At 46.8% G+C, this 22,345-nt stretch carries 20 protein-coding genes; 8 read left to right on the forward strand and 12 right to left on the reverse strand.

The window, feature by feature from the left end; all coding sequences use genetic code 11:
• Nucleotides 1-30: 30 nt before the first annotated feature.
• From mobA to L5M28_RS13320, 4 genes are read right to left on the reverse strand one after another with little or no spacing between them, the layout of a single operon-like run.
• On the reverse strand, nt 31-621 hold the full coding sequence (mobA, locus tag L5M28_RS13305; RefSeq protein WP_113940167.1) for a molybdenum cofactor guanylyltransferase MobA: 591 nt from the start codon (nt 619-621) through the stop codon (nt 31-33).
• Nucleotides 605-1,315, reverse strand: a complete 711-nt coding sequence (locus L5M28_RS13310; protein ID WP_263203573.1) for an energy-coupling factor ABC transporter ATP-binding protein — start codon at nt 1,313-1,315, stop codon at nt 605-607. The genes mobA and L5M28_RS13310 overlap by 17 nt, the downstream gene beginning before the upstream one ends.
• Nucleotides 1,316-1,318: 3 nt before the next feature.
• The gene (locus L5M28_RS13315) at nt 1,319-2,026 is read right to left on the reverse strand and encodes an ABC transporter permease (protein ID WP_105250740.1); all 708 of its coding nucleotides are present in this window, start codon (nt 2,024-2,026) and stop codon (nt 1,319-1,321) included.
• Complete coding sequence (locus L5M28_RS13320; RefSeq protein ID WP_105250739.1) at nt 2,023-2,847, reverse strand: substrate-binding domain-containing protein; 825 nt, start codon at nt 2,845-2,847, stop codon at nt 2,023-2,025. The genes L5M28_RS13315 and L5M28_RS13320 overlap by 4 nt, the downstream gene beginning before the upstream one ends.
• Nucleotides 2,848-3,131: 284 nt before the next feature.
• Here L5M28_RS13320 and L5M28_RS13325 point away from each other — a divergent pair, with 284 nt between their 5' ends.
• Nucleotides 3,132-4,514, forward strand: coding sequence for a sigma-54-dependent transcriptional regulator (locus tag L5M28_RS13325; protein ID WP_105250738.1), 1,383 nt, complete (start codon nt 3,132-3,134; stop codon nt 4,512-4,514).
• A 1-nt stretch (nt 4,515) separates the two neighbouring features.
• Nucleotides 4,516-6,669, forward strand: coding sequence for a cache domain-containing protein (locus L5M28_RS13330; protein WP_105250737.1), 2,154 nt, complete (start codon nt 4,516-4,518; stop codon nt 6,667-6,669).
• A 338-nt stretch (nt 6,670-7,007) separates the two neighbouring features.
• On the opposite strand, the gene L5M28_RS13335 is transcribed toward L5M28_RS13330, so the two are convergent.
• Nucleotides 7,008-7,466 carry a GNAT family N-acetyltransferase gene (locus tag L5M28_RS13335; RefSeq protein WP_263203574.1) on the reverse strand — a complete coding sequence of 153 codons (459 nt, stop codon included), beginning with the start codon at nt 7,464-7,466 and terminating at the stop codon, nt 7,008-7,010.
• A 100-nt stretch (nt 7,467-7,566) separates the two neighbouring features.
• Nucleotides 7,567-8,226 carry a 7-cyano-7-deazaguanine/7-aminomethyl-7-deazaguanine transporter gene (locus tag L5M28_RS13340; protein ID WP_105250735.1) on the reverse strand — a complete coding sequence of 220 codons (660 nt, stop codon included), beginning with the start codon at nt 8,224-8,226 and terminating at the stop codon, nt 7,567-7,569.
• Nucleotides 8,227-8,431: 205 nt separating this feature from the next.
• Here L5M28_RS13340 and L5M28_RS13345 point away from each other — a divergent pair, with 205 nt between their 5' ends.
• Entirely contained in the window at nt 8,432-9,172 is a 741-nt protein-coding gene (locus tag L5M28_RS13345; RefSeq protein ID WP_263203575.1) for a substrate-binding periplasmic protein, read from the forward strand.
• Between the two features lie 21 nt (nt 9,173-9,193).
• Here the strand turns inward: L5M28_RS13345 and L5M28_RS13350 are convergent, their stop codons facing one another.
• Nucleotides 9,194-10,552, reverse strand: coding sequence for an isochorismate synthase MenF (locus L5M28_RS13350; RefSeq protein ID WP_168826140.1), 1,359 nt, complete (start codon nt 10,550-10,552; stop codon nt 9,194-9,196).
• Between the two features lie 515 nt (nt 10,553-11,067).
• On the opposite strand from L5M28_RS13350, the gene L5M28_RS13355 reads away from it, so the two are divergent.
• The 3 genes from L5M28_RS13355 to L5M28_RS13365 all read left to right on the forward strand — a co-directional run bounded on the left by L5M28_RS13355 (nt 11,068) and on the right by L5M28_RS13365 (nt 14,684).
• Nucleotides 11,068-12,438, forward strand: a complete 1,371-nt coding sequence (locus L5M28_RS13355; protein WP_263198573.1) for an ATP-binding cassette domain-containing protein — start codon at nt 11,068-11,070, stop codon at nt 12,436-12,438.
• Nucleotides 12,439-12,744: 306 nt separating this feature from the next.
• Nucleotides 12,745-13,935 carry an HD-GYP domain-containing protein gene (locus tag L5M28_RS13360; protein ID WP_263162609.1) on the forward strand — a complete coding sequence of 397 codons (1,191 nt, stop codon included), beginning with the start codon at nt 12,745-12,747 and terminating at the stop codon, nt 13,933-13,935.
• Between the two features lie 113 nt (nt 13,936-14,048).
• Nucleotides 14,049-14,684, forward strand: a complete 636-nt coding sequence (locus L5M28_RS13365) for a paraquat-inducible protein A (protein WP_263203608.1) — start codon at nt 14,049-14,051, stop codon at nt 14,682-14,684.
• 74 nt (nt 14,685-14,758) lie between these two features.
• Here L5M28_RS13365 and L5M28_RS13370 read toward each other — a convergent pair whose 3' ends face one another.
• Genes L5M28_RS13370 through L5M28_RS13385 form a run of 4 tightly spaced genes read right to left on the reverse strand, consistent with a single transcriptional unit; the run spans nt 14,759 to nt 20,364 of the window.
• Nucleotides 14,759-15,064 (reverse strand): DUF3240 family protein, encoded by a 306-nt coding sequence (locus L5M28_RS13370; protein ID WP_105250730.1) that lies wholly within the window; start codon nt 15,062-15,064, stop codon nt 14,759-14,761.
• Nucleotides 15,061-18,114 (reverse strand): efflux RND transporter permease subunit, encoded by a 3,054-nt coding sequence (locus L5M28_RS13375; RefSeq protein ID WP_263203577.1) that lies wholly within the window; start codon nt 18,112-18,114, stop codon nt 15,061-15,063. Before L5M28_RS13375 ends, L5M28_RS13370 begins: the two co-directional genes overlap by 4 nt.
• Nucleotide 18,115: 1 nt before the next feature.
• Complete coding sequence (locus L5M28_RS13380; RefSeq protein ID WP_263203578.1) at nt 18,116-19,144, reverse strand: membrane fusion-like protein; 1,029 nt, start codon at nt 19,142-19,144, stop codon at nt 18,116-18,118.
• Complete coding sequence (locus tag L5M28_RS13385) at nt 19,141-20,364, reverse strand: metal transporter (protein WP_263203580.1); 1,224 nt, start codon at nt 20,362-20,364, stop codon at nt 19,141-19,143. Before L5M28_RS13385 ends, L5M28_RS13380 begins: the two co-directional genes overlap by 4 nt.
• Nucleotides 20,365-20,509: 145 nt before the next feature.
• Here L5M28_RS13385 and L5M28_RS13390 point away from each other — a divergent pair, with 145 nt between their 5' ends.
• Entirely contained in the window at nt 20,510-21,055 is a 546-nt protein-coding gene (locus L5M28_RS13390; protein ID WP_105250726.1) for a helix-turn-helix transcriptional regulator, read from the forward strand.
• A gap of 113 nt (nt 21,056-21,168) precedes the next feature.
• Nucleotides 21,169-21,315, forward strand: a complete 147-nt coding sequence (locus tag L5M28_RS13395; RefSeq protein WP_105253023.1) for a hypothetical protein — start codon at nt 21,169-21,171, stop codon at nt 21,313-21,315.
• A 23-nt stretch (nt 21,316-21,338) separates the two neighbouring features.
• On the opposite strand, the gene L5M28_RS13400 is transcribed toward L5M28_RS13395, so the two are convergent.
• Nucleotides 21,339-22,289 carry a YeiH family protein gene (locus tag L5M28_RS13400; RefSeq protein WP_106648891.1) on the reverse strand — a complete coding sequence of 317 codons (951 nt, stop codon included), beginning with the start codon at nt 22,287-22,289 and terminating at the stop codon, nt 21,339-21,341.
• Nucleotides 22,290-22,345: the final 56 nt, after the last annotated feature.

Below are 22,345 nucleotides of genomic sequence, written 5' to 3' on the forward strand. Positions count from 1 at the left end.
CTCTAATTTGGGTTATTGGAGCCTTTTTAGCTATTGGGTGATTTCTATCGCTAGTCGTTGTTTTTGTTCTGGCGTATTCACATTCACAAAAGCATTGGGCTGGTCGGCGAATGACGCTACGACGAAGTGATGTTTGATATACCAAAAGTCCACTTTACGCTCACCCGCCTCAAGAAACGCTTTCATCGAGTCGCGTAAGCTAGGTTTTAAGAGTAAAACAACGGGTTGTTCATACTCACCGTCACTGGCGACAGCAATCTCGGCTTTTTCTGCTTCAATTGCTGCCAACATACGCGGAACAAGGTCGAGTGGCAGGAGTGGGCAGTCGCAGGGCACTACTAATAAGTAGTCTGCATCTGTTTGGCCCATAGCGGTGATCATACCCGCTAAAGGTCCGAGGAAACCACTATGCTCGTCACTTATCACCTTAAAACCGAACTCAGCATAACGTGTTTGGTTACGATTTGCGTTGATCAGGATCTCCTTAACCTGAGGTTTTATTCTATCTATTGTGTGCTTAATCATGGCTTCGCCGTTTAATTCGACAAGACCTTTATCGTCGCCACCCATGCGACGGGCCATACCACCGGCGAGAATAACGGCATCAATTTGCGATGACATACAAAGGCTCCTGTGCTGGCAAAGATTCAGGCTGTTGATAAGAGGTCATCACGCGCTCACCTTCTATGTGCCACTGTTGTTCGCAGATGGCGGTTAGCGCGCAATTCTGATGGCTACTCAGTAACATTCCTGTGCCTTCGTGTTTGAGTTGTTGGATCATTTTTAATACTAGCTCTTGGGAATCCTTGTCCATATTGGAGGTGGGTTCATCGAGCATTAACAGTTTAGGTTGTAGGATCCAAGCGCGCGCAATCGCGAGGCGCTGTCTTTCGCCGCCAGAGAGATTACTGGCCCTTGCCTGCAGCAGCGATCCTAGCTGCGCCATCTCAATCGCTTGAGTAATCCGCTGTTTCGCCTTGGCTTTTGTTTCTGAGCTGAAATTCAGCCCATAGGTGAGATTATATTCTACTGTGCCGTCGAACAAATAAGGATGTTGGTGCAGATAAACAGCCTTACCTAACAATGGATTGCGTCGCCACCAAGCATTTTGGGCAAAACCGACAGCCTCAATATGACCTTTGGTTGGTGGCATTAAGCCCGCCAGAATTTTCATCAAGGTTGATTTGCCTGTGCCATTGTCGCCTTGCAGATAAATCACATCTCCTTGGCAGAGCGATAATACGTCGGCTTTGAATAACAGGCGCGCACCAAAGGACATTTCTACGTCACGGGCGATCAGTTTGACCTTAGTCATTGCTTAATGGCTCCTTGGCATGGCTTTGCCGCGTAAACTACCTAAGGCAAAGTTGAGGATCAAGGCCAAGATTAGCAGCACTAGCCCGAGGGCGATAGCTTGGGCGAAGTCACCTTTGCTGGTTTCAAGTGCGATTGCGGTAGGAATATTACGGGTCACGTTTAAAATATTGCCGCCGACCATCATAGAGCAGCCGACTTCGGTCAGAATGCGACTAAAGGCCGCGACAATCGCCAGCAGTAAGGGCATGCGCAGTTCTCGGCATACTGTCCACACTGCACGGCACCAAGAGGCACCTAAGGTGCGTGAGGTTTCCCAAGCTCTGCGATCAACGCTAGTGAATGCGGCTTGGCTCATTGCAATTAGCACGGGGGCACAGATGAACATTTGCCCGAGAATCATGCCTTCTTGGGTAAATAACCATTTTAGATCGCCCAGAGGACCGTTACGCGTTAGCAGTAAATACACGAGTAGACCGATAACCACTGTAGGGATTGATTGCAGAGTTTGAACTAAGTTAGTGACTATCCATTTGCCGCGAAATGGTGCAAACGCCAACACAAAGCCGAGCACCATGGAAGGAACCAGCGTGATCAGCAGTGCCGCGAAAGAAACCGAAAACGAGATCGAAATGATGGACCAAACGTCAGGGTCTAAAGAAAACAGCAGGCTTAACGCCTGCTGTAATAGTGCTAGCCAGCCGTCGTTCATTCGCTATAAGTTGCCTTGAACAATTGCTCGCCTTCGACTTTGAAGTTGTTGATCATGCTTTGACCTTCTTTGCTGATCAACCAGTCGCTGAATGCTTTAGCGCCTTTGTGGTTCAGATCTGGGTATTTAGCAGGGTTGATGAGAATGACTTGGTATGGGTTGGCTAAGGTTTTGCCACCATCGAAATCAACGGCAAGATCGAGTTTAGTTTTATAAGCCACGAAAGTACCACGGTCAGACAGAGTGTAACCTTGCATTTCGTTTGCCATCAGCAGGGTTTTACCCATGCCTTGACCGACTGAAGTATAACCTTTGAAGTTAGGAGTAACATTTGCCGCTTTCCATACTTCTAACTCTTTGATGTGAGTGCCTGAGTTGTCACCACGAGAGATAAAAGGTACGCCTGATTTTGCCATTTTAACGAAGGCTTCTTCGGCCGTTTTGCTGTCACGGATTTTTGCTGGGTCGTTTTTAGGGCCAAGTACTACGAAATCATTTTCCATAATGCCACGGGGCTCGACACCAAAACCATCGGCGACGAATTTAGCTTCGGCGCTAGGTGCGTGAGTCATGACTAAATCCACGTCACCTTGCTCACCTAGTTTCAGGGCTTTACCTGTACCAGTGGCGATGACTTGAACCTTGTAGCCTGATTCACTTTCGAACTTAGGTAACAGTTCTTTCAATAGGCCTGAGTTTTCTGTGCTGGTGGTGGTGGCTAACTTGATAATTTCAGTCGAGTGAGCGGGTAAAACAGTGAACATACTGGCTGCAACAACCAGTCCCAGTAATGACTTCATATGAGATTTCATGTTTAGCATGGGTACTCCTTGGCGGAAAATAGGATTCCAACTCAAATGCCTACTGAGTGGAAGGTCTCGTAAATTGTAATACGTTCGGTTGAAAGCAAGTTAGATGCCAAGCTGAGAATGCGGTCATTTTCTTCACAGCTTAACCTAATTTGTGAGCTTGATCCCAAGCTTAACAAATACTCTTCAGACAAATTGTCTCAGGACAAACTTCTGATGGTTCATAGTGACCTATTCATCTATTTTCAGTGCTAGAATTGGTCGCAAATGAGTCAAAATGTCCAGAAGCAGACAATATGAGCCAGATAGATAATAACCTCAAGCCTCTTCCATCGGCAGTATCGGTACTGATTGTTGATGATGAACCCGGAATGCGGAGTTTTTTAAATAAGGCACTCTCGAAGAAATTTGCCTTAGTCGAAACGGCGGGCAGTATCGAAGATGCTGAGCAGCTGCGTAGCCGTTGCCATTTCGATTTGCTTATCGTCGACATTCGTCTGCCTGGTCGTTCAGGTATCGAATGGCATGAAGCGTTGGATGAGCAGGGGCGTCGTTCGGACATCATATTTATGACTGGCTATGCCGACATGGAAGTCGCGATTACCGCGCTACGTGCTGGTGCTTCTGACTTCATCATGAAACCTTTCCACCTTGAACAGATGATGACTGCGGTCGATCGCTGTATCGAACGTCGCTTGCTCAAACGTGAAAACTTGATGCTGCGTCGTGAGGTTTCAATCGGTTATTCATCGACCATTATTGGCAGCAGTGAAGCCATGAAGTCGGTGAAACATATCATCGAACGTGTAGCGCCGACCAATGCCGTCGTCTTGATCCAAGGTGAGTCGGGCACGGGTAAGGAATTAGTCGCACGGCAATTACATTTGCTCAGTGGACGTCAGGGACCTTTTGTCCCCGTTAACTGTGGCTCTATCGCCCCTGAACTGCTCGAAAGTGAATTGTTTGGCCATACCGCTGGTGCATTTACGGGTGCGAAAGGCAATCGTGAAGGTTTATTCAGTTTTGCCTCGGGCGGGACGATTTTCCTCGATGAAATTGGCGAAATGCCACTGAAAATGCAAACGGCATTGCTCAGAGTATTAGAGCAAAAAGCGATTCGCCCAGTGGGCAGCGAGAAAGAAGTGAACATCGATGTGCGAGTGATCGCGGCCACTAACCGTACTCTGATTGATGAAGTGGATGCAGGGAATTTCCGTCGAGACTTATATTATCGGCTGAATGTGCTCGATATTTTAATCCCGCCATTACGTGATAGACCCGAAGATGTCGTGGAGTTAACCCATCATTTCACTCGCCAACTTGCCGCTGAATTAGGGGTAAGAGAAGTCGTATGGAGCCATGAAGATATGGTGAAACTACAGCAACACGAGTGGCCTGGTAACATTCGTGAACTGCGCAACATGATTGAGCGTTGTATTTTGCTGGGCAAACCGCCAGCGGAATATTGGAAGCAACAGCTGAAGAGTGAGTCTTTATCCACATCGGGTTATCCATTGGATTGGCCATTGAAAGACGTGGAAAAACACCATGTGACCAGTGTTGTGGACTTACATTCTGGCAATAAGTCCGCCGCGGCGAGGGATTTAGGCGTATCGCGCAAAACCTTAGATCGCAAGTATAAAGAGTGGTTTGATTTTAGTGGCGAACAGGAGTCATAGAGTGTCATTCTTCACTCACTTTTTTGGTGTCAGTTGGCAGCAAATGCAGGCCAAGGTGCGCTATCGCATATTAATCCTGACGTTACTGCCCATTCTACTGACACTGGTGAGTTTAGTGTTTATCACTATTTACTGGAACATCAGTTATACAGGTAAGCAGCTGTTTATGAAGGTTAAAGCTGACTTATCTGTTGCCGAAAACACTTTGCAGCAAGTGCAAGTACGCCAAGAAAAACAACTTGAACGTGTGGTGACGTCTTGGACTTTTCAAAATGACTTTAGGCCACTTTTCAGTGGTAAAGAATTAAGTGGCGAAGTCAGCTACCGAGCCAGTATTGATGCTTTTCTTCTTGAACAGAAAAAACAGCTAAATCTCGATTATTTGCGTTTAGTTAGTGTTGCCGAAGCGGCCGCAGACCCCGATTTACGACAAATCCTTCCTAAGTTAGACGGTTTATTACCTTACTCCGGCTTGATGGTGCTGCCGCCCGAGCGTTTAGCACGTATCGATCCCGAATTGGCTATCACTGCGAGCATTCCGATAGTTGCAACCTTGCGGGCGCAGAGCCCCGTTAAAACCGTTGAAGAACGTGGTTTATTGAGCCGTAGCCTATTGCCCGTCCCTGATATGGAAGGCAAAGTGGCTTGGTATCTCGATGGTGGGATCTTGTTTAATCGCGATACTCGAATTGTCGACCACATTCGTGATCTGGTATACGACAAAGGCACCTTGCCCGAGCGTTCCATCGGCACTGTGACCATCTTCTTAGATAACATCCGTATTTCCACCAACGTGCCGCTGCATTTTTATCCCACAGGCAATGAGACGCTGGGCCGCGCGCTTGGCAGTTTAGTGTCGGAGGAAGTGAAAGACAAAGTGTTAACTCAAGGCGAGCAGTGGGTCGATCGCGCTTTCGTATTTAACGATTGGTTTATTTCCGCTTATGCCCCCTTGGAAGATGTTCGCGGCCAACGTGTCGGTATGATCTATACTGGCTTTTCTGAATCGCCATTTATCCATAATTATTTACTCAATATCATAGAGCTAGGCACGATTCTAATGTTAGTGCTGTTGGTCTCTGGCCTGCTGGTTTATCGCGGCGCCTATAGTTTATTGCAGCCCATTGAACGTATTCACCATGTTGTACAAGCTGTGCAGTCGGGGCGTAATATTCGTATTGGCGCCTTAGGATTAGATAGGGATAACGAGTTATCGAACCTAGCCGAGCAATTTGACAGTATGCTTGACTTGCTACAGCGTCGAAATGCCCAAATTCAAGCGGCGGCAGAACAGCTTGAAATGAAGGTTGAAGAGCGTACTCGTAGCCTGCAGGATAAAACCTTAGAGCTGCAACGTAACGTGGCATTACTAAACGAAACGCGTCAACAGCTCGTCACTAACGAGAAGCTCACAGCTCTTGGCGAATTGACCGCAGGTATCGCCCATGAAATCAATAATCCGACGGCCGTTATCCTCGGCAATATGGAATTACTGCGCTACGAGCTTGGCGATAATGCAGAAGTAGTGAAAGAAGAAATTGATCTAGTCATTCAACAGGTTGGGCGGATCAGCACTATCATCCGTAGCCTGTTGCAATACAGCCGACCAGGCGAATTCAACGCACCACTAGAAATGCATCCGATGACTCCTATTATCGAAGAAATGTTGGTGTTGGTGCGACATTCGATTCAAAAACAAGAAGTCGTGCTGATCACTGAGTTAAACGCCAGTTGTCCAGTACAGGTTAATCGTCCGCAGTTGCTGCAAGTCTTGATTAATCTTGTAGTGAATGCGGCGCATGCGATGGACGGTAAAGGACGTATTTGGGTGCGAACCTATGACTGGGTGCAGCAGGATATGCCGATTGGCGTCAAAATCGAAGTGGAAGATGAAGGCTCAGGGATAGCGCCAGAGCAGCTGGGACGGATTTTCGACCCTTTTTATACCACACGTAAGGATGGCACTGGTTTAGGTCTTTCGCTCAGTTACGGCATTATCAAGCGGATTGGTGGCACGATAGAAGTGAGTTCAACTTTGGGTAAAGGGTCTTTATTTACCATAGGTTTGTATCATGAAGCGAAGGAAGATCAGCAAAATAATCCCTACGATGGCTTACACTTTGCGGGCAACTACAGCGATATGTCTGCAGATTAGTCTTATCCCGTTAGATAGGCAGTGTGTTGTATTTGGCTGATTAAGTTTAAATTAAAATATGTCGAGCGATTGCTGGCTTTGTATTATGTGGCTTTGCATTACTGATTTTTAGGCAAAAAAAAGCCGGATGATGAGTCCGGCCACAAAGAGTGTGTGTGAGCAATGTCGTGCTTGCAAACTCAGGAGCTCCATAACAACGTCGATTACCAGTCATCGTTGTTAAAGATGAGTTTTGGAACGCACGTTAACGATAATCATTCTCAATTGTGTTTGCAAGCTATTTATTGCAAAAAGTGCACATCTTTACAAATATCGTTTTGCTCTCATCCATTAACGGTTTAGATCGACTTGTACAGATACAGTTTATGATCGACTAAGCTTTTAGGATCGGCTGTTAGTTCAGTAATTAAATATTGATTACTGATCAACAAATTAAGCATCGCAGGGAAGCGGTTCAGCGTCTTCACCTGAATATGATTATAGCCATGGCGGCGTGCCCAAGTTTCTTGATATTCGAGTAGACTCTGCGCTAAGCCTAAACGTCTAAAGTCGGATGCTACTCCACCTAACCAGCTGTAAAATATGGTTTCTTCTTGCTCGTAACCCAGTTTAAAACCCGCAAGTTCACCTTCTACGTATGCGACTAAGATCAAACATGTCTTGCCCTGTAAGCGCTGGTCCAACACTTCGTTTGTGAGTGGGTGATCGAGCTCTGGGATTTGTTGACTAAGTTGGATAAGCTGAACGGCTAACTCGGGAGTCAAACTTGACTCTGCTTTAATTTCAATAGAATACATAGTTTACTCTCATAAAAAATCAGCCCCACTCGCGCGTTAACAGGAGCAGGGCTGAGCTATTAACTGGTTAAATTATAACAGGTCTGGCCAGTTGGGTTAATCAGGAAATTGATTCTTGCGGATTGGCTCGCAAAATCTTGTCCTGTAAGACTTTTAGCAAAACACCGTATGCCGGTAGGAAAAGGCCTAAGCTCACGATTAGCTTAAAGCCGTAATCAACGGTAGCGATTTCGGGCCAATTGGCTGCCATAAAGCTATCGGAAGAGGCGTAAAAAGCGATACTGAAAAAGACTAAAGTATCGACCAGATTTCCAACTAAGGTGGAGGCTGCAGGGGCGACCCACCAAGAGCGACTGGCTCGAATACGGGCAAAAACCTTAATATCCATCAACTGACCAATCAAATAAGCCGCGAAGCTGGCAAAGGCAATTCGGAACACAAAGGTATTCCACTGTGCAAGTGAATCAGCACCTTGAAAGCTGCCTTGATGGAACATCACTCCCATCACGTAGGAAATCATCAAAGCGGGAATCATAGCTTTGAGTATGATGCTTCGTGCGGCTTGTTGGCCAAAAATACGGACAGTGAGATCTGTGGCTAAGTACACGAACGGAAAGCTGAATGCCCCCCAAGTTGTGTGGTAGCCAAACAGTTGAAATGGCAATTGTACTAAGTAGTTGCTGACGCAAATAATCAGTATGTGAAATCCTACTAATAGGAATAAAGCGCGGCGAAGCTGCGCTGTGGTTAACATTAACATATGTGGCCTTTTTAGTTGTGTAGGGCGGGGTGAGGGAACCCGCTAATATTCAATTTATTATGTTTACGACTTTATTGCCGGTGACAGCGTGCTGAAATCGGGTCGCCATTATAGTGGTCGAGTTTTAAGATGCAAGTCTGCTGTTTAAATGTGCACATAGAATGAAAACTCTTCTACACTTTGAATACGTCGAAGGAGGATAGCCATGAGACGATTTTTTGCTACTTTTTGCTTATTTTTAGCTGTGTTACCTGTATCTGTTTCCGCCGCTCAGCCGATAGTGGTCAATGTCGCAACGTCAACGTGGGAGGGATTTGCCAATCGTGATAAAACGGGTTACTACTTCGAGTTACTTCACCGGATTTTCCCTGAGCCAGAATGGCAGCTCAATGTACAGTTTATGCCTTTTGCCCGCAGTTTATATCTTGTTGAGCACAATCGTACCGATATCACGCTCAGCGTTTACAAGGGTGATATTAAAAAGGGGCTATTAACAGAGAATATGGTTGAAGTGGACTCTATCGATGTGGCTGTTACTGCTGAGGTGGCGGCAGGATGGACTGGTATTGAAAGCCTATCCCACAAGAAGGTTCAGGCCATGCTGGCCTACAGATACAATATGCTGACACCTGTGCCTATGTATTACGAAGAAAGTAGCGATATGTTGACTATGCTCAATAGCTTAAATGCTGGACGTATAGATGCCGTGCTAGATTACAAACCTAATTTACTTACGTTTGTTCCTAAATTAAAGGCGCCACAAAATTTTGTGATTATTCAAGGTGTACTCAAGGCCGAAACCTATTTTGTTTTCGCTAACACCGAGAAAGGCCAGATGTTGAAACAACATTTTGACCTTGCACATAAGCGCTTAATCGATTCGGGTGAACAGGACAGGCTTTACCTTGAAACGATTGAAAAACGAAGGGCTGACGGCGCTGAATAGTCTTAATGTTTACTAGGCTTATTACATTTCGAATAAAATCGACATTATGGTTGCGAGTTTATTTTCAAGCTCTTGCCACTCAGCTTCGGGCTCAGAACCTGCAATAATTCCCGCACCCGCAAATAGGTTAATCCGACCGGGTTCGATCAGCGCACTGCGGATCGCTACCGAAAACTCACTCTCATATTTATTGAAATAGCCGCAGGCACCGGCGTACCAACCGCGAATATAACCTTCACGTTGACGAATAAAGTTTAGCGCTGAATACCGCGGCAAGCCGCCAACTGCAGGAGTAGGATGCAGGGCTTGTAACAGTTGGAAATCATTCACGCCCGGTTTCAATTCGGCTCGAATTGCACGGTGTAAATGTTGAATATGGTTCAGCTTAAAAATAGTCGCTAATTCATCGGCGCCAACATAATTGCTCAGCGGCGTGAGCATATTCACTATGTGACTGCGAACAAGTTGGTTTTCAACGCTATTTTTGTTGTCTTCTAATAAAGCGTTCGCCAGCGCAACATCTTCTTCTTGATTGAGACCGCGTACCGTTGTACCAGCAAGTGCCTCGGTAAATAGCTCCTGCTGACGGCGGCGGAATAAACGCTCTGGTGAGCAAGAGATAAAAGTGCGATCTGGACTAAATTGAAAGCCAAACTGAAAACTATTGGGATTACGGCCCTGCCAGCAAGCCAGCACCATCCAAGGATCGATAGGTTCGTTGACTTCAAGTTGTGTTAAGCGGGATAACACGACTTTTGGGGTATCTTGATTGAACTTAGGATCCACCACTTGCTCGACTAATGTCTTCCAACGTTCAAAATCAGGTTTGTCACTGCGCCCAAGTGGAACGATCTTTTTAGGTGGCGAGAGTGGCTTAGCAGGCATGACGGCTTCGATAGCGCCGATGGCCTTATCTATCTCGCTATGGTGATCATTATCAGCAAAATTAAGATTCACTAATAGGCTAAATTTGTTCCCACTGCGTCTAAATTCAATGCGCGGCAGGATAAAGCGGCTATTACCGAACTCAGGCCAAGACTCTATAGTGCGATCAAAGGCAACACCGCCGTAGTAGCGAATATTCTGATTCGTCGATAAGGCTCGCTGCTCTTGGTAGGCCATGGCCAGTTGCTGATCATTGATTCCGGTTTCAAATCTAAAGTCTTTGCACGCCCCTATCGCCGCGACTTCTTCGATTCTGTCGCGCCCATGCCAGTAGATCCTTGGGTATTGAGCCTGGGATGCCAGCCATGAAATTAAAGGCATAGCGACAGTGTTTAGTGACAACTGCACTATCGGTTCCGTCGGTGGAACTTGCTTTAATTGAATGAGTTTGTCGATGAGAGACTTAAGGTCTTCAGACAGGGCATGAACGGGCAAATAGAACTCCAAAGATAACGGATGAAGGCGAAAGCTGAAGGTCACTCTGTCAGCGTCAGTAAATTCGACTCAGGTTAATGTCCTCTTTTACAAGCCATTTACCTGTAGTGATTTTAGTCTGTAAATAAGAATCTTTCGCTCAAATTAAAGGCCACGGTCGAGTGTGTCAAGATGTAAGGCCCTATCGTGTGACTTTCGCCATAGTCTCATTTTACGCTGATAAAAAATGTGACTTGAGTGGGTCTTTTTGTCGGGCAAGTCACCCTCGGTGGACATTTTGTCTCTTAGTCGCTAAATGTACTTTCCCTTTGTCGTAATTAGTCGATCTAGGTTGGTTTTTAAACGTTTTTCGGTTGAGACAGAATAATCGCGGTCCACAATAGCTTGCACATCTTAAATTTTCTACGTGACAAGTTAGATGTCTATTAACGTATGACTCGCCGTGGGGAATGAAAGACGACTAGGGTGAAGCCTTGTCATAGGCTGTTCGTTAGATCTTTATAGGCAGATATAGCATGAAACTCTTAGATCTCGAAGGCGTTAGCTTCAACTATGGCAGCCAGTTACCGACGGTATTACAGGAAATTAACTTGGCGATTGGTACAGGCCAATGCCATTGCGTGAGCGGTCCTACGGGCTCAGGAAAATCGAGTCTGCTAAACCTACTGGCGGGCGTGTTAAATCGCCCGCATGAAGGTGACATCTGGCGTTATCCTCAATTGGTTACGGGTCTGGTAATGCAAGACCCACAAACTCAGCTACTAAGGCAAACCGTTGGTGCCGAGGTGGCTCTCGCCTTAGAAAACCTCGGTATTCCCGCTGAGCAAATGCTACCTAAAGTGCAATTAGCACTACGGCGTGTGGGCTTGTATCTGCGCCTCGATACCCAAGTCAGCACGCTTTCCCTCGGTCAAAAATATCGCTTAATGATCGCCGCCCAACTAGTGTCAGAGCCGCATTTACTGCTGCTCGATGAACCTTGGGCACAACTCGATGATCACGGTGTGAGTGAGCTGCTGGTCGTGCTTCGCAATCTTATCCAAGATGGTATGGCGCTAGTATTAGTTGAGCATAACGCCTCGGCATTCGCCGAGATTATTCAGCATTATTGGCAGTTAGAGGCTGGCAAGTTGTCCGAAGGCATCTATACCGTGAGCGATGCGCCGCAAATTGAAGCGCCTGCGTGGCGACATCAAGCTAAATTTGAGCATTTAGGCAAAGTCTTGGTCAGTGCCGAAGCCTTTGATTTTGGGTTCGATGCTTGTCCCACGTTATTTGCGTGTCCACAAGGATTCCAATTGCAAGCTGGGGAGATAGTGACCTTAGTGGGCGACAACGGCTCTGGTAAAACGAGTCTATTGAAAACTATAGCGGGCGTGCACAGTTTAAGGCAGCGTCTTCCCCTTAAAGTGCTAGGGCGAAGACCTAAATTGGGGATTTATGGCGCTGAATTGGGACTGTTGATGCAAAGGCCGAGTCGACAATTATTCGAGTCTAACGTGCTAGCCGAAATGCAGTTTAGCCTTAGGCGCTTTGAGCTCCCCAAAGAGCGAGCGGTGCAAATGTTAGACGAGTTGGATTTATTTAGCTTAGCCCATCTGTCGCCCCACAAATTATCCTACGGCCAACAGCACTTGATTGCCTTAGCGTCACTCGCCTGTCTACGCCCTAAGGTGCTGCTTTTGGACGATCCATTGGCGGGGATGGATAAGCATTACTACGGCAAAGTGTGGTACTTGCTAAAGCGGTTAAGCTCCCAAGGTTGCGCTATTTTGCTCAGCACTCACAGAAGCATTGAACACAGCGCAGTGTCACGGCAACTGAGTTTACGTAATGGTTTATTGGTGGAAGAGTCAACTGAAATGGCTGAGCGTTATGTGGGGTAGTTGTGAGCTTTTCGCGCGTGAGGGGCGCAGGTTTTGAATGTCTAGCCCTTAGGCATTTGTTGAAATAATGAGAGATTGAAATGGGTCTAATCTACACCTTAAGCTCTGATTTCATCGTATCTTGTTTAAGCCCCTTTATTTACCAAGAAAGTCTATGGTGATTTTCTAATCCTCGTCTTAGAATGCCCCTCACGTCTGTTCTATAATAATCAAAAATAACAACAGAACATTTGAGCGTAAGTCGCTTTAATGTCGTATGGTTAAGTTGATATTTTATTCAGGCACATCATCCTTGGGGTTGTAGATATGAGTGAGTCGGCAGAATCAGTTGAACTTATCAAATTACCTGTGTCGCAATTGACATTAGGTATGTTTGTCAGTGCCATAGACAAAAATGATAAAGGTCAACTTGCTATTGCAAATGCAGGACAAATTAAACACAAGGATGCGATTTTAAAACTGGCCAAAAGCGGTATTAAATTTGTTTGGGTAGACGCCGAGCGTTCGGCTGAACATTGTGGGTTAAAGAAAAAAATCACTAACGATAATCAAACCGACAATAAAAAAGCACTCATTAGCCGCGATAAGCAACAAGCTCAAGCTAAAGTCATGCTTACCGAGGCGAAAGACCTCATTCGTAAAGTCTTATCTGAGACCTTCGAAGGTAAAGCCATCGAAGTTGCCCCCTTCGAAGCGTTAGCCGATACCATGATAGAGTCAGTGATGTTGGATGCTGATGCGCTTAAATGTATGTCTGCACTCCGTTCAAAAGATGCCTATCTACTTGAACATTCAGTGAATGTCGCCTTTCTACTGGTTACCTTTGGTAAATACTTAAAGCTAGATCGTGTCATGCTACGGGAAATGGCGGTCGGGGGTATTTTGCATGATATTGGCAAGATTAAAGTCGACAATAAAGTGCTGCACAAGCCGGGCAAACTGACGCCGGAAGAGTTCGAACATATGAAGCTGCATCAAGTGTATGCGCTTGAAATTATGAACGAAACTACTGGTCTGTCGCAGATCAGTAAAGATATCTGCTTAATGCACCATGAAAAATTAGATGGCAGAGGTTATCCAAGGGGTTTGAAGGGTGATGAAATCCCCCGCCATGGCCGTATGAGTTGTATAGTCGATATCTTCGATGCTTTGACAGCGACGCGATGTTATAAAGAGGCTATGAGCCCTGCCGCGGCCTTTAAAATTTTACTCAGTCTGACGCCATTCCATTTGGATCAAGAATTGGTCTATGAGTTTATTCGTTGTATTGGTGTTTACCCTGTGGGTTCCTTAGTTGAATTGTCGGATGGTCGTGTTGGTATTGTTTGGGCCTCGAAAGATAGGGATGCGCTACATCCAATCGTAAAGTGTTTTTATTCTTTAAAAGTAAAACGTTACACTGATGTCGCTATGGTGGATTTATTAAAATCTGAACTTTATATTGAACGCGGTGTGTCACCGAGTACATTAGATATCGATCCGACTCCTTTCTATTAATCTTCAAATCCTACCTTAAATGCCGGTCATCTGAGTCGATGGCTGGTGTGAATGATTGCAGAGCCTGCGCTAAAAACCGTAAACTGAAAGTATTTCTCTGGTCGAGCAATGCTATGAACAGTGCTATGAAATCTCTATTTCCTATTTTTATCATTATCTTATCCTTGGCTTTGTTAATCCCTGGGGTGACTCAACCTATTTTGAGTATCAGCGGCAGTATCGATAAGGCCAAGCTGGCGGAACAAGGCATAGAGCAAGTTGCCCAAAGCTTTGATGAGGACTCTGGGCGTGACAGTGCCCGCGGTATGTTAAGCATGGTCAGTGGTTTGCTTGGGTTTAATAGCCTTAAAGGTGAAGTCCAAGTGCTGCAGAAGACTCGTAGTATTTGGGGAACGGTAACCGAGCTTTATCACTCTGGTAATGGGCTCGTCGCGGGATTAGTCATGTTATTCAGTGTGGTGGTGCCTGCCTTGAAGTTGAGCTTAATGCTGGCACAGCAATGTGTTAGCTCGATTGGCCTGAAACTGAGGATTAATGCCGTCGTCAATGCACTCGCCAAGTGGTCGATGGCCGATGTGTTTGTGGTAGCACTGATCATCACCTTTATGGCGGGGAACGCCTCAGGTGGCATGGGGGAAATGTTAAAAACACAGGCGCAATTTGAAAATGGTTTTTACTTCTTTACCGCTTACTGCATTTTATCGATTCTGAGTGGGTTTTTAGTGCGGCGTCCAACGCCAATTTTGTAGCTATTTTATAAGGCATCCCGACCTTAGCGATAAGGCCGGATGACGAGATTTAACGCGGTTAATGGCGCAGTGAGTTAGGACAAAGTGCCATTTTGATAAATGGGCATAATCCAATAGCGACAGGGATTATGTTTGCAGACCAACGCCAGCGCAGCGAGCAGCGCGGCTTGTTGTGCAACGGGGTGCATGATTTCGAATTTGCAAAACTCCCGATAACCTTCCACTTGTTCCTTGATATTAAAATGGCTGTGTTCACGGCTAAAACCACAAATATTCCCTAGGCTAAAACCCGATAGAAACTCTAACTCTATCAAGGTATCGACTATGTCGTCCTTAATATCATTTTGGGCGATCAGTACTAACAGTTGTTCTGTGCTCATTTACGTTTCTCCAGCCAAAAATACAGAATTGGCAGTAAATACAGTGTGGTAATGGTTGAAGTGAGCAGACCGCCAATCACCACAATCGCTAAAGGTTTTTGAATTTCTGCCCCAGGACCTGAGGCAAACACTAGCGGCATAAGACCAAACATGGCCGTTGTCGCCGTCATCAAAATGGGGCGTAAACGCCGCGCCGCACCTTGTTCTACCCGTTCGCGCAGATGACTGAACATGTGCTTGGTTTGTTCGTAATAGCTGACCATTACCACGCCATTGAGCACAGCGACGCCGAGCAGGGCGATAAAGCCAACTGAGGCGGGCACGGACAAATATTCCCCCGATAAATACAGGCTAACTATGCCGCCCATCATAGCGAAGGGAACGTTGGCGAGGATTAAGCCCGCTTTGGCCAGCGAGCCAAATGTGGTGAATAAAATCAAAGTGATCAGTGCGATAGCAATGGGGATCACTAACAGTAAATTGCTGGTGGCTCGCTGTTGGTTTTCAAACTCACCACCAAAACTCACGCTATAACCGCTCGGGAGTTTGATTTCCTTTGCGATTTTAGCGTTGAGCTCTTCTACAAAACTCACAATATCGCGACCCTGCACGTTGGTGGTAATCACTGAAAAGCGATTCCCTTGCTCACGCTCGATAAGGATGGGGCCTTGCTTATAGCTTAAGGTGGCGACATCACTAAGGCGTTTTAAGGAGTGATCTGGCATCACCAGTAATTGATTTTTAAGTTCATTGATGCTGCTTAAGTGGCTCTGATTGTTAGCCATCAGTACGGGTGTGCGCTTCTTACCTTGCAGCACTTCGGTCACTATCACGCCTTCGAGTTGGCTTTTCAGGTAGCGAGCAAACTCCATGGTGCTCATGCCAAAGCCACGGGCGAGCTCGTTATCTAAGGTGAGGTTGATAAAAGGACTGCCTTCGATCATCGCCATTTTCACATCGACGCTGCCGCTGGTGGCATTAACCAGCTGTTGGATTTGGCTCGTGAGCAGACCTAAGGTGTCGATATCATTACCAAAGACCTTAATCGCCACGTCGCCAATGCTGCCGGTGAGCATTTCGGACACACGCATTTGTATCGGTTGAGTGAAGTTAAAATTAACGCCGGGATAGTCCAATAACACAGTGCGGATCGCATCGATAAGCGCTTCTTTATTGGCAAAGCGCCATTCACTGCGGGGCAAAAGTTCTAAGAACACATCGGTTTCATTGAGTCCCATGGGATCTAAGCCGATTTCATCCGCGCCAGTACGCGCCACCATTTGTTTGATTTCAGGAACTTTAGCCAGCAAGGTTTGCTGAATTTGTTTGTCGATGGCAATCGAAGCTTCGAGTGAAATCGATGGGGATTTCTCCAGCTGCAGGATAATGTCGCCTTCATCTAAGGTCGGCATAAAGGTTTTTCCCACTAACCCGAACAGCCCTAGGCTGACGATAAGCAAGCTAAAGGCGATCACCATAAAGCGTTTTTGATGGCTAAACGTGCTCTTGAGGCTGGCCAGATAAAGCTGTTTAAGCTTTTCAATCGCCTTAGGTTCCTTGGCGGCTTTTTCGTTGACGAGATAAGAAGCGATAACCGGAATAACAGTTAACGACAACACTAGTGCCGACAGCATGGCAAACACGATAGTGACCGCAACTGGGGTGAAGAGTTTGCCTTCAAGCCCGCTCAAGGTCAGCAAGGGTGAGAACACTATCATGACGATTACAGTGCCCGACACCACGGGAATGGCAACGTCCTTGGTCGCGCGAAAAATCAAATGCAGCCGCGGTAATCTCTGCTTAGTCGCGATGAGATTCACCATGTTTTCGACCACGACCACAGATGAATCCACTAACATGCCGATGGCGATAACCAAGCCACCTAGACTCATTAAGTTCGCGGAAAGATTGAAGTAATCCATCATCAAAAACGTCATCAACGCGGCAAGAGGCAGCGAGAGTGACACGACCAATGCGGCGCGCACGTTGCCTAAAAATAGCGCCAGCAAGATGATCACCAATACTACGGCTTCGAATAATGCATTGGAGATGGTATCAATCGCGGTATTGATCAGATTCGCGCGGTCATAAAAGGTGTTTATCTGGCTCCCTTCTGGCAAGGTTAGGCTGATTTGATCGAGTTTTTCTTTAATGTTTTTGACCACTTGTGCGGTATTGGCGTCTTTTAGGGCGATGATCAAGGCTTCGGCGGTTTCGTTACCGTCCTTAGTGACTGCGCCATAGCGGGCTAAGTGGCCAATTTGAATATCGGCTAAATCCTGCAGTCGATACACTCTGGCATCATCGGCCTTGATCACCAATTGTTTGAGCTCGTCGATATCATCGATGCGACCTTCGGCGCGGACTATGATGGTATCTGTACCAATAGTGAGCTTGCCCGCACCTTCGTTGTGATTATTCTCCACTATCGCCTGTTGCAGCGCCGCAAAACTTACTCCCGCGGCCGCCATAGCCGCAGGTTTGGGGGTCACACTAAAGCTTTTGGCATAGCCACCGAGGATATTCACATCGGCGACACCTGCAACGGTTCGCAGTAGCGGACGGATTTCCCATTCGAGTAATTGACGTCTTTCCATCAGCGAAAGATTGGGATTTTCGAGTGAAAACATAAATATTTCGCTGAGCGGCGTACTCATTGGCGCTACGCCGCCCGTTACACCTTCAGGGAAACTGTCCCACACGGCGGCGATGCGCTCACTCACCTGCTGGCGCGCCCAATAGATATCTGTACCTTCGTCGAAATCGAGGGTGATATCGCTGATGGCGTATTTAGTGGTCGAGCGCAGAATCGATTGATGGGGAATACCTAACAGTTCGGTTTCAATCGGCACGGTAATTTGCGCTTCGATTTCCTCCGGCGTCATGCCGGGCGCCTTGAGGATAATCTTCACTTGGGTGGGCGAAATATCGGGAAAGGCATCCAAGGGAATGGAAAACCAGGCTCGCGCTCCCGCTAACATGATGATCAGCGCCACAATCAGCACAAATAAGCGCTGCGTAAGCGAAAAGCGGATGACTGAGGTCAACATCTTATTCGCCTCCTAAGCCAAGCATTATGCCTTTGACTGCGGCAACCGACTGGGATAACACTTGGATTTGGCTGAGTTCTTGATCGCTTTCAACGATATATTGCTCTGGGGTTGAGCCAAGAATATTGATTGTAATCGAGGTGAGCGTGTCGGCGGTTTTAGTGAAGACTTGGCTGTCTTGCTCCCAACTGAATACGCTATTTTTAGGCAATAAATACACCGCCTTTTGATACTCGGGTATCACAGTGATCTGTTGTCCTAACAGTAAGTTACATTCCTGCGGTACGGGTGATGACCAAGCGGCCACAAAGGCACCTTCGGCGATGGCCGACACGGACTCAATGGCGATATGGCACTGATTGATATTCACCGCCGAAAGCGAGTGCGACTGACCCATAGGCACACTGACCTTGACGCGAATGCTGTCGCTGGGCACCATTGAGAATAGCTGTGAACCCGCCATATAAGGCCCATTCACTTGGTTGAGTTTAACGATCCCCGCCACTGGCGTGCCTACCACTAGGGAGTCTGTGGCGGCATCTGTGCTTTTGACTATCTCCATAAAATGCTGCATGTGCTCGTATTCGAGGTGAGTGCTGAAGTAGTCTTGGCTGATCTCTTGCCATTTTTCTGCGCTGATACTGCCATTGTTTAATAAGGGTTTATTGCGCTCATAACGGCTTTTGGCCAGTTGATATAAGCTGCTGGCGGCTTCGACTTGGGCGAGGTAGTGGAACACTTCTGGCCCAGTCAGTTTGACAATCGCTTGGCCTTTAGTGACGAGCTGGCCTTGACCGACGAGAAAGCTGATCTGCTGGATATTCTCCGGCGTGCTGATCCAGTAATCATTACCGGGGAGGATTTCAACCTGTGCTGGCAACGGGCTGCCCTCATAACTGGCGACTTTCTGTGGTTGCACGTAGCTCAGGTCTAAATTACCGAGGGAACTTATCGTTAAGGATTCAGCCTGCACTAAGGTGGCAACACTGGCGGATAAACAGAAAAGGCATGCGCCGTACTTGGCCATCATAATGAAATTCCTAAGGCTTGCAGTTGTTGGGAGTGCAGTTGTTGCTGCGCGACTTGGTTCAGTGCTAAGCGGGATTCAGTATCGAGGGCATCCATATAGCGGCGCAGCCAGACTTCGTAGCTAACTTGATTTTGGTCTTTGACCTTGGCCAGCTCTTCAGTGATGGTGCGGCTAAGGTGTAAGGCTTGGGTTAGCAATGTCTGTTGGTCGAGTAAGTTTTGTTGCTGTTGCTCTAGCTTTTTAAGCTGAGTTTTTAGCTCGATATAGGTACGGTCGAGGTTGAGCGTGTGCTCGGTATTGGCTTGTTGCCATTGGGATAATTCGGTTTGTGATAGTGCAGAACCTAAGGTCAGTGGTACAGAAACGGCGATGCCAAGCTGTTGATCATCGACTTGATTATCGGCGGTATTTTTGGCCGTGAGTGAGACTGCCCAAGGATCGTTATTCCCTGCTTGCAGACTCTGGATGATCAACAGCTGTTGCTGCTTCTGCAGGCTCAATAGTTGCCATAATGGATGCTGCGTGAGCATGTCATTGGGTTGGTTGTTGGCAGAAAGTGGCCGCGCGGTTTCGGCTATGTTCTGCGGTATTTGCTCTTGTCCGGTGAGTTGTTGATAGAGGGCACGCGCCTCGGCCTGTTGCTGATTAAGATCGACCCGCTCCAGTGCAATATCCACCAGTTCGCGTTCTAACAAGAGAATGTGGGCAATCGGCAGTTCGCCCGCATCTGTGAGTTGCTTTTGCTGATTATGGAGTTTGTCGAGTAATTGGCTCTTGCGTTCTAACTGGGCCAGTTTCACTGCGGCAAGACGATGTTCCCAAAGGCTTTGTCGCAATAATCCCGATAAATACAGGCCTTGCAGCGCAGCTTGTTGCACCTGAATGCCTTGGGTGAGTTGTTTAATTTGCTTATCGCTGCTGTGCAAAGCAGGGGATTTTATTGGCAAATTGAGTGAGAGTTCCTGCTCGTAGCTGTTACCATTATCTAGGCTACCTAAGTGACTCAAGCTAATGCTCGGCAGGCCATTGAGCCAAGATGAACTGCTTAAGCTTATTTGTGATTGCGGTAACTGACCGCCTGATTGAGATAGAGAATGTAATCTTGCTTGGCTGGTGGTGAGTGCTTGAGATAGCTCGGAATGCGCGGCGTGGCACAGGAAACTGCTGCTGACTAAGGTCGCCAACAGACATAACTTGATACAAGACGTACTGACAGACATAGGACGATTCTATGGTAATAAAGTGTGCTGTTAGTGTAGGGATTGGTGGGCGAATGTCGTGGGGGACATGTATCATAAAACCGTCTATGGTACATATGTCCCATAAATTAATGGGTTGATTTTGCTTTTATTTAGGAGTTTTTCGATGAAGGATCTTGTCATTATTGGTCTGTTGGCCTTGATCATATGCTTTAAGCTTTTTGACATCACTTCCGACATTCAATTGGGCATTCCCCAATGGCATATTGCCCAGGAAGCCATGTTATTAGTGCTCACTGTGATTGGTGCCATGTACTTAAGTTATGACCTTATTCGTCGCTCCCGCGAAGTGAAAGCGTTGGCTAAACGGTTGGAGCATGCGGATAAAAAAATCGACAATATGTCGACGCAAATGCGCTCTGCCAGACAAGAATATAGCCAAGCGGTGTCGCAGCAATTCGAGACTTGGGGCTTTACTAAGAGTGAGCAGCAAGTGGCATTTTTACTGCTTAAGGGTTTAAGTTTTAAAGAAATTGCTGAAGTGCGCCAGACTAAAGAAAAAACCGTCAGACAACAGGCATCGACCATTTACGGTAAAGCGGCAGTCGATGGACGCCATACTTTTTGTGCTTGGTTTATGGAAGATTTTATTCAAGAACATAATCAAGATCTTGCTGCGAATGAAGCGGCATCAAGCCCTAAGGCGGCTTAATCAACGCAGGATTGGCTTAGCTGTTATAGCTATTTGTTATTGAAAATCGATATTTGCTGAGTTTTTAGTTCTAAACAATAATGAGCATCCCCTAAGTTTGCAGGAAGATGCAATTGAAAAACTGGCTGATTATCGTGTTTTGCCTGATTGCCTTGGTCGCTTCGACGCAAACCACAGGACTCGTGCGCTCACTTATCGAATTCTCCGCCTTTGTTGGCGTCCTCTACTGGGCTTGGCGAATGAAGCCGACAGCAGAGTAGATTGGCTTTGAGTTAAATCTTAGCTATTGAAAATAAAGAATATACACTAAAGACGTGATACCAATCGCTGCCCACAGCATCACCCCAAGCAACAAAGGTTTGGGGCCACTCGCCCGCATCTTCTGCACTGTAATTCCTGCACCAATCAAAAACAAACACAGGACTAATGCCCGTTTCGACACCATAAATAAGGTGTCATAAACAGCGTGGAATTGTGGCAACCAATGGGCCACGGCAATGGCTAAACAATAAAAACCGATAAAATACGGCAGGTTAAGCTTGCGCTTATCGCCACCAAACAACATAGCGCTGACCAATGCGATCGGGATAATCCACAGGGCACGGGCGAGTTTTATGGTGGTTGCAGTTTTTAAGGCTTCATCGCCGTAGGCCGAAGCCGCGCCGACAACCGATGAAGTATCGTGGATAGCGATGGCGCTCCATACGCCAAAATCGTATTGGCTCATATTAAGCAAGTGGCCAAGTGCGGGGAATAAAAACAGTGCGACTGAATTGAGCACAAATACGCAGGCTAATGCAGTGGCGGTTTGATCGTTACGCGCATTGATGGCCGGAGCGACTGCGGCAATGGCGCTGCCACCGCAAATAGCGGTACCAGAGGCGATTAAGTGGCCCGTGACATGATCAAATTTCAGGGCGCGGGTGAGCACAAACCCTAAGCTGAGGGTGAAAAAGATTGAGCCAACAATCAGGCCGAAGTTGTGGGTGCTCGCCTCGATCGCCGCGTTTAAGTTAATCCCAAACCCTAAGCCAATGATCGAATAAGACAGGAGTTTTTTGGTGAGTGCGGCGATATTCCATTGCACTGGCACCCAACCAAGGCTGGCTAAGGTAAAACCGAGCACTAGCGCCATGGGCGATGAGATAAAAGGCGCGAGGCATAACAAACCCGCACAGATGAAAACGATGCGATGAGTCTTATTATCTTGCTGTGATGTCGATGAAGAATTCATAACGCCTTAGGCTCGAGCGATTCGGTTTATCGTTCCAACCACAGATCTTCACATTA

The organism is Shewanella sp. SW32 (assembly GCF_025653365.1).
Lineage (GTDB): Bacteria > Pseudomonadota > Gammaproteobacteria > Enterobacterales > Shewanellaceae > Shewanella > Shewanella oncorhynchi.

Coding starts and splice junctions, on each gene's coding strand:
- L5M28_RS13335 (WP_263203574.1), bottom strand. CDS start 7,466: ATGTATTCTATTGAAATTAAAGCAGAGTCAAGTTTGACTCCCGAGTTA.
- mobA (WP_113940167.1), bottom strand. CDS start 621: ATGTCATCGCAAATTGATGCCGTTATTCTCGCCGGTGGTATGGCCCGT.
- L5M28_RS13325 (WP_105250738.1), top strand. CDS start 3,132: ATGAGCCAGATAGATAATAACCTCAAGCCTCTTCCATCGGCAGTATCG.
- L5M28_RS13315 (WP_105250740.1), bottom strand. CDS start 2,026: ATGAACGACGGCTGGCTAGCACTATTACAGCAGGCGTTAAGCCTGCTG.
- L5M28_RS13345 (WP_263203575.1), top strand. CDS start 8,432: ATGAGACGATTTTTTGCTACTTTTTGCTTATTTTTAGCTGTGTTACCT.
- L5M28_RS13365 (WP_263203608.1), top strand. CDS start 14,049: ATGAACAGTGCTATGAAATCTCTATTTCCTATTTTTATCATTATCTTA.
- L5M28_RS13360 (WP_263162609.1), top strand. CDS start 12,745: ATGAGTGAGTCGGCAGAATCAGTTGAACTTATCAAATTACCTGTGTCG.
- L5M28_RS13390 (WP_105250726.1), top strand. CDS start 20,510: ATGAAGGATCTTGTCATTATTGGTCTGTTGGCCTTGATCATATGCTTT.
- L5M28_RS13355 (WP_263198573.1), top strand. CDS start 11,068: ATGAAACTCTTAGATCTCGAAGGCGTTAGCTTCAACTATGGCAGCCAG.
- L5M28_RS13370 (WP_105250730.1), bottom strand. CDS start 15,064: ATGAGCACAGAACAACTGTTAGTACTGATCGCCCAAAATGATATTAAG.
- L5M28_RS13340 (WP_105250735.1), bottom strand. CDS start 8,226: ATGTTAATGTTAACCACAGCGCAGCTTCGCCGCGCTTTATTCCTATTA.
- L5M28_RS13380 (WP_263203578.1), bottom strand. CDS start 19,144: ATGATGGCCAAGTACGGCGCATGCCTTTTCTGTTTATCCGCCAGTGTT.
- L5M28_RS13310 (WP_263203573.1), bottom strand. CDS start 1,315: ATGACTAAGGTCAAACTGATCGCCCGTGACGTAGAAATGTCCTTTGGT.
- L5M28_RS13320 (WP_105250739.1), bottom strand. CDS start 2,847: ATGCTAAACATGAAATCTCATATGAAGTCATTACTGGGACTGGTTGTT.
- L5M28_RS13385 (WP_263203580.1), bottom strand. CDS start 20,364: ATGTCTGTCAGTACGTCTTGTATCAAGTTATGTCTGTTGGCGACCTTA.
- L5M28_RS13400 (WP_106648891.1), bottom strand. CDS start 22,289: ATGAATTCTTCATCGACATCACAGCAAGATAATAAGACTCATCGCATC.
- L5M28_RS13375 (WP_263203577.1), bottom strand. CDS start 18,114: ATGTTGACCTCAGTCATCCGCTTTTCGCTTACGCAGCGCTTATTTGTG.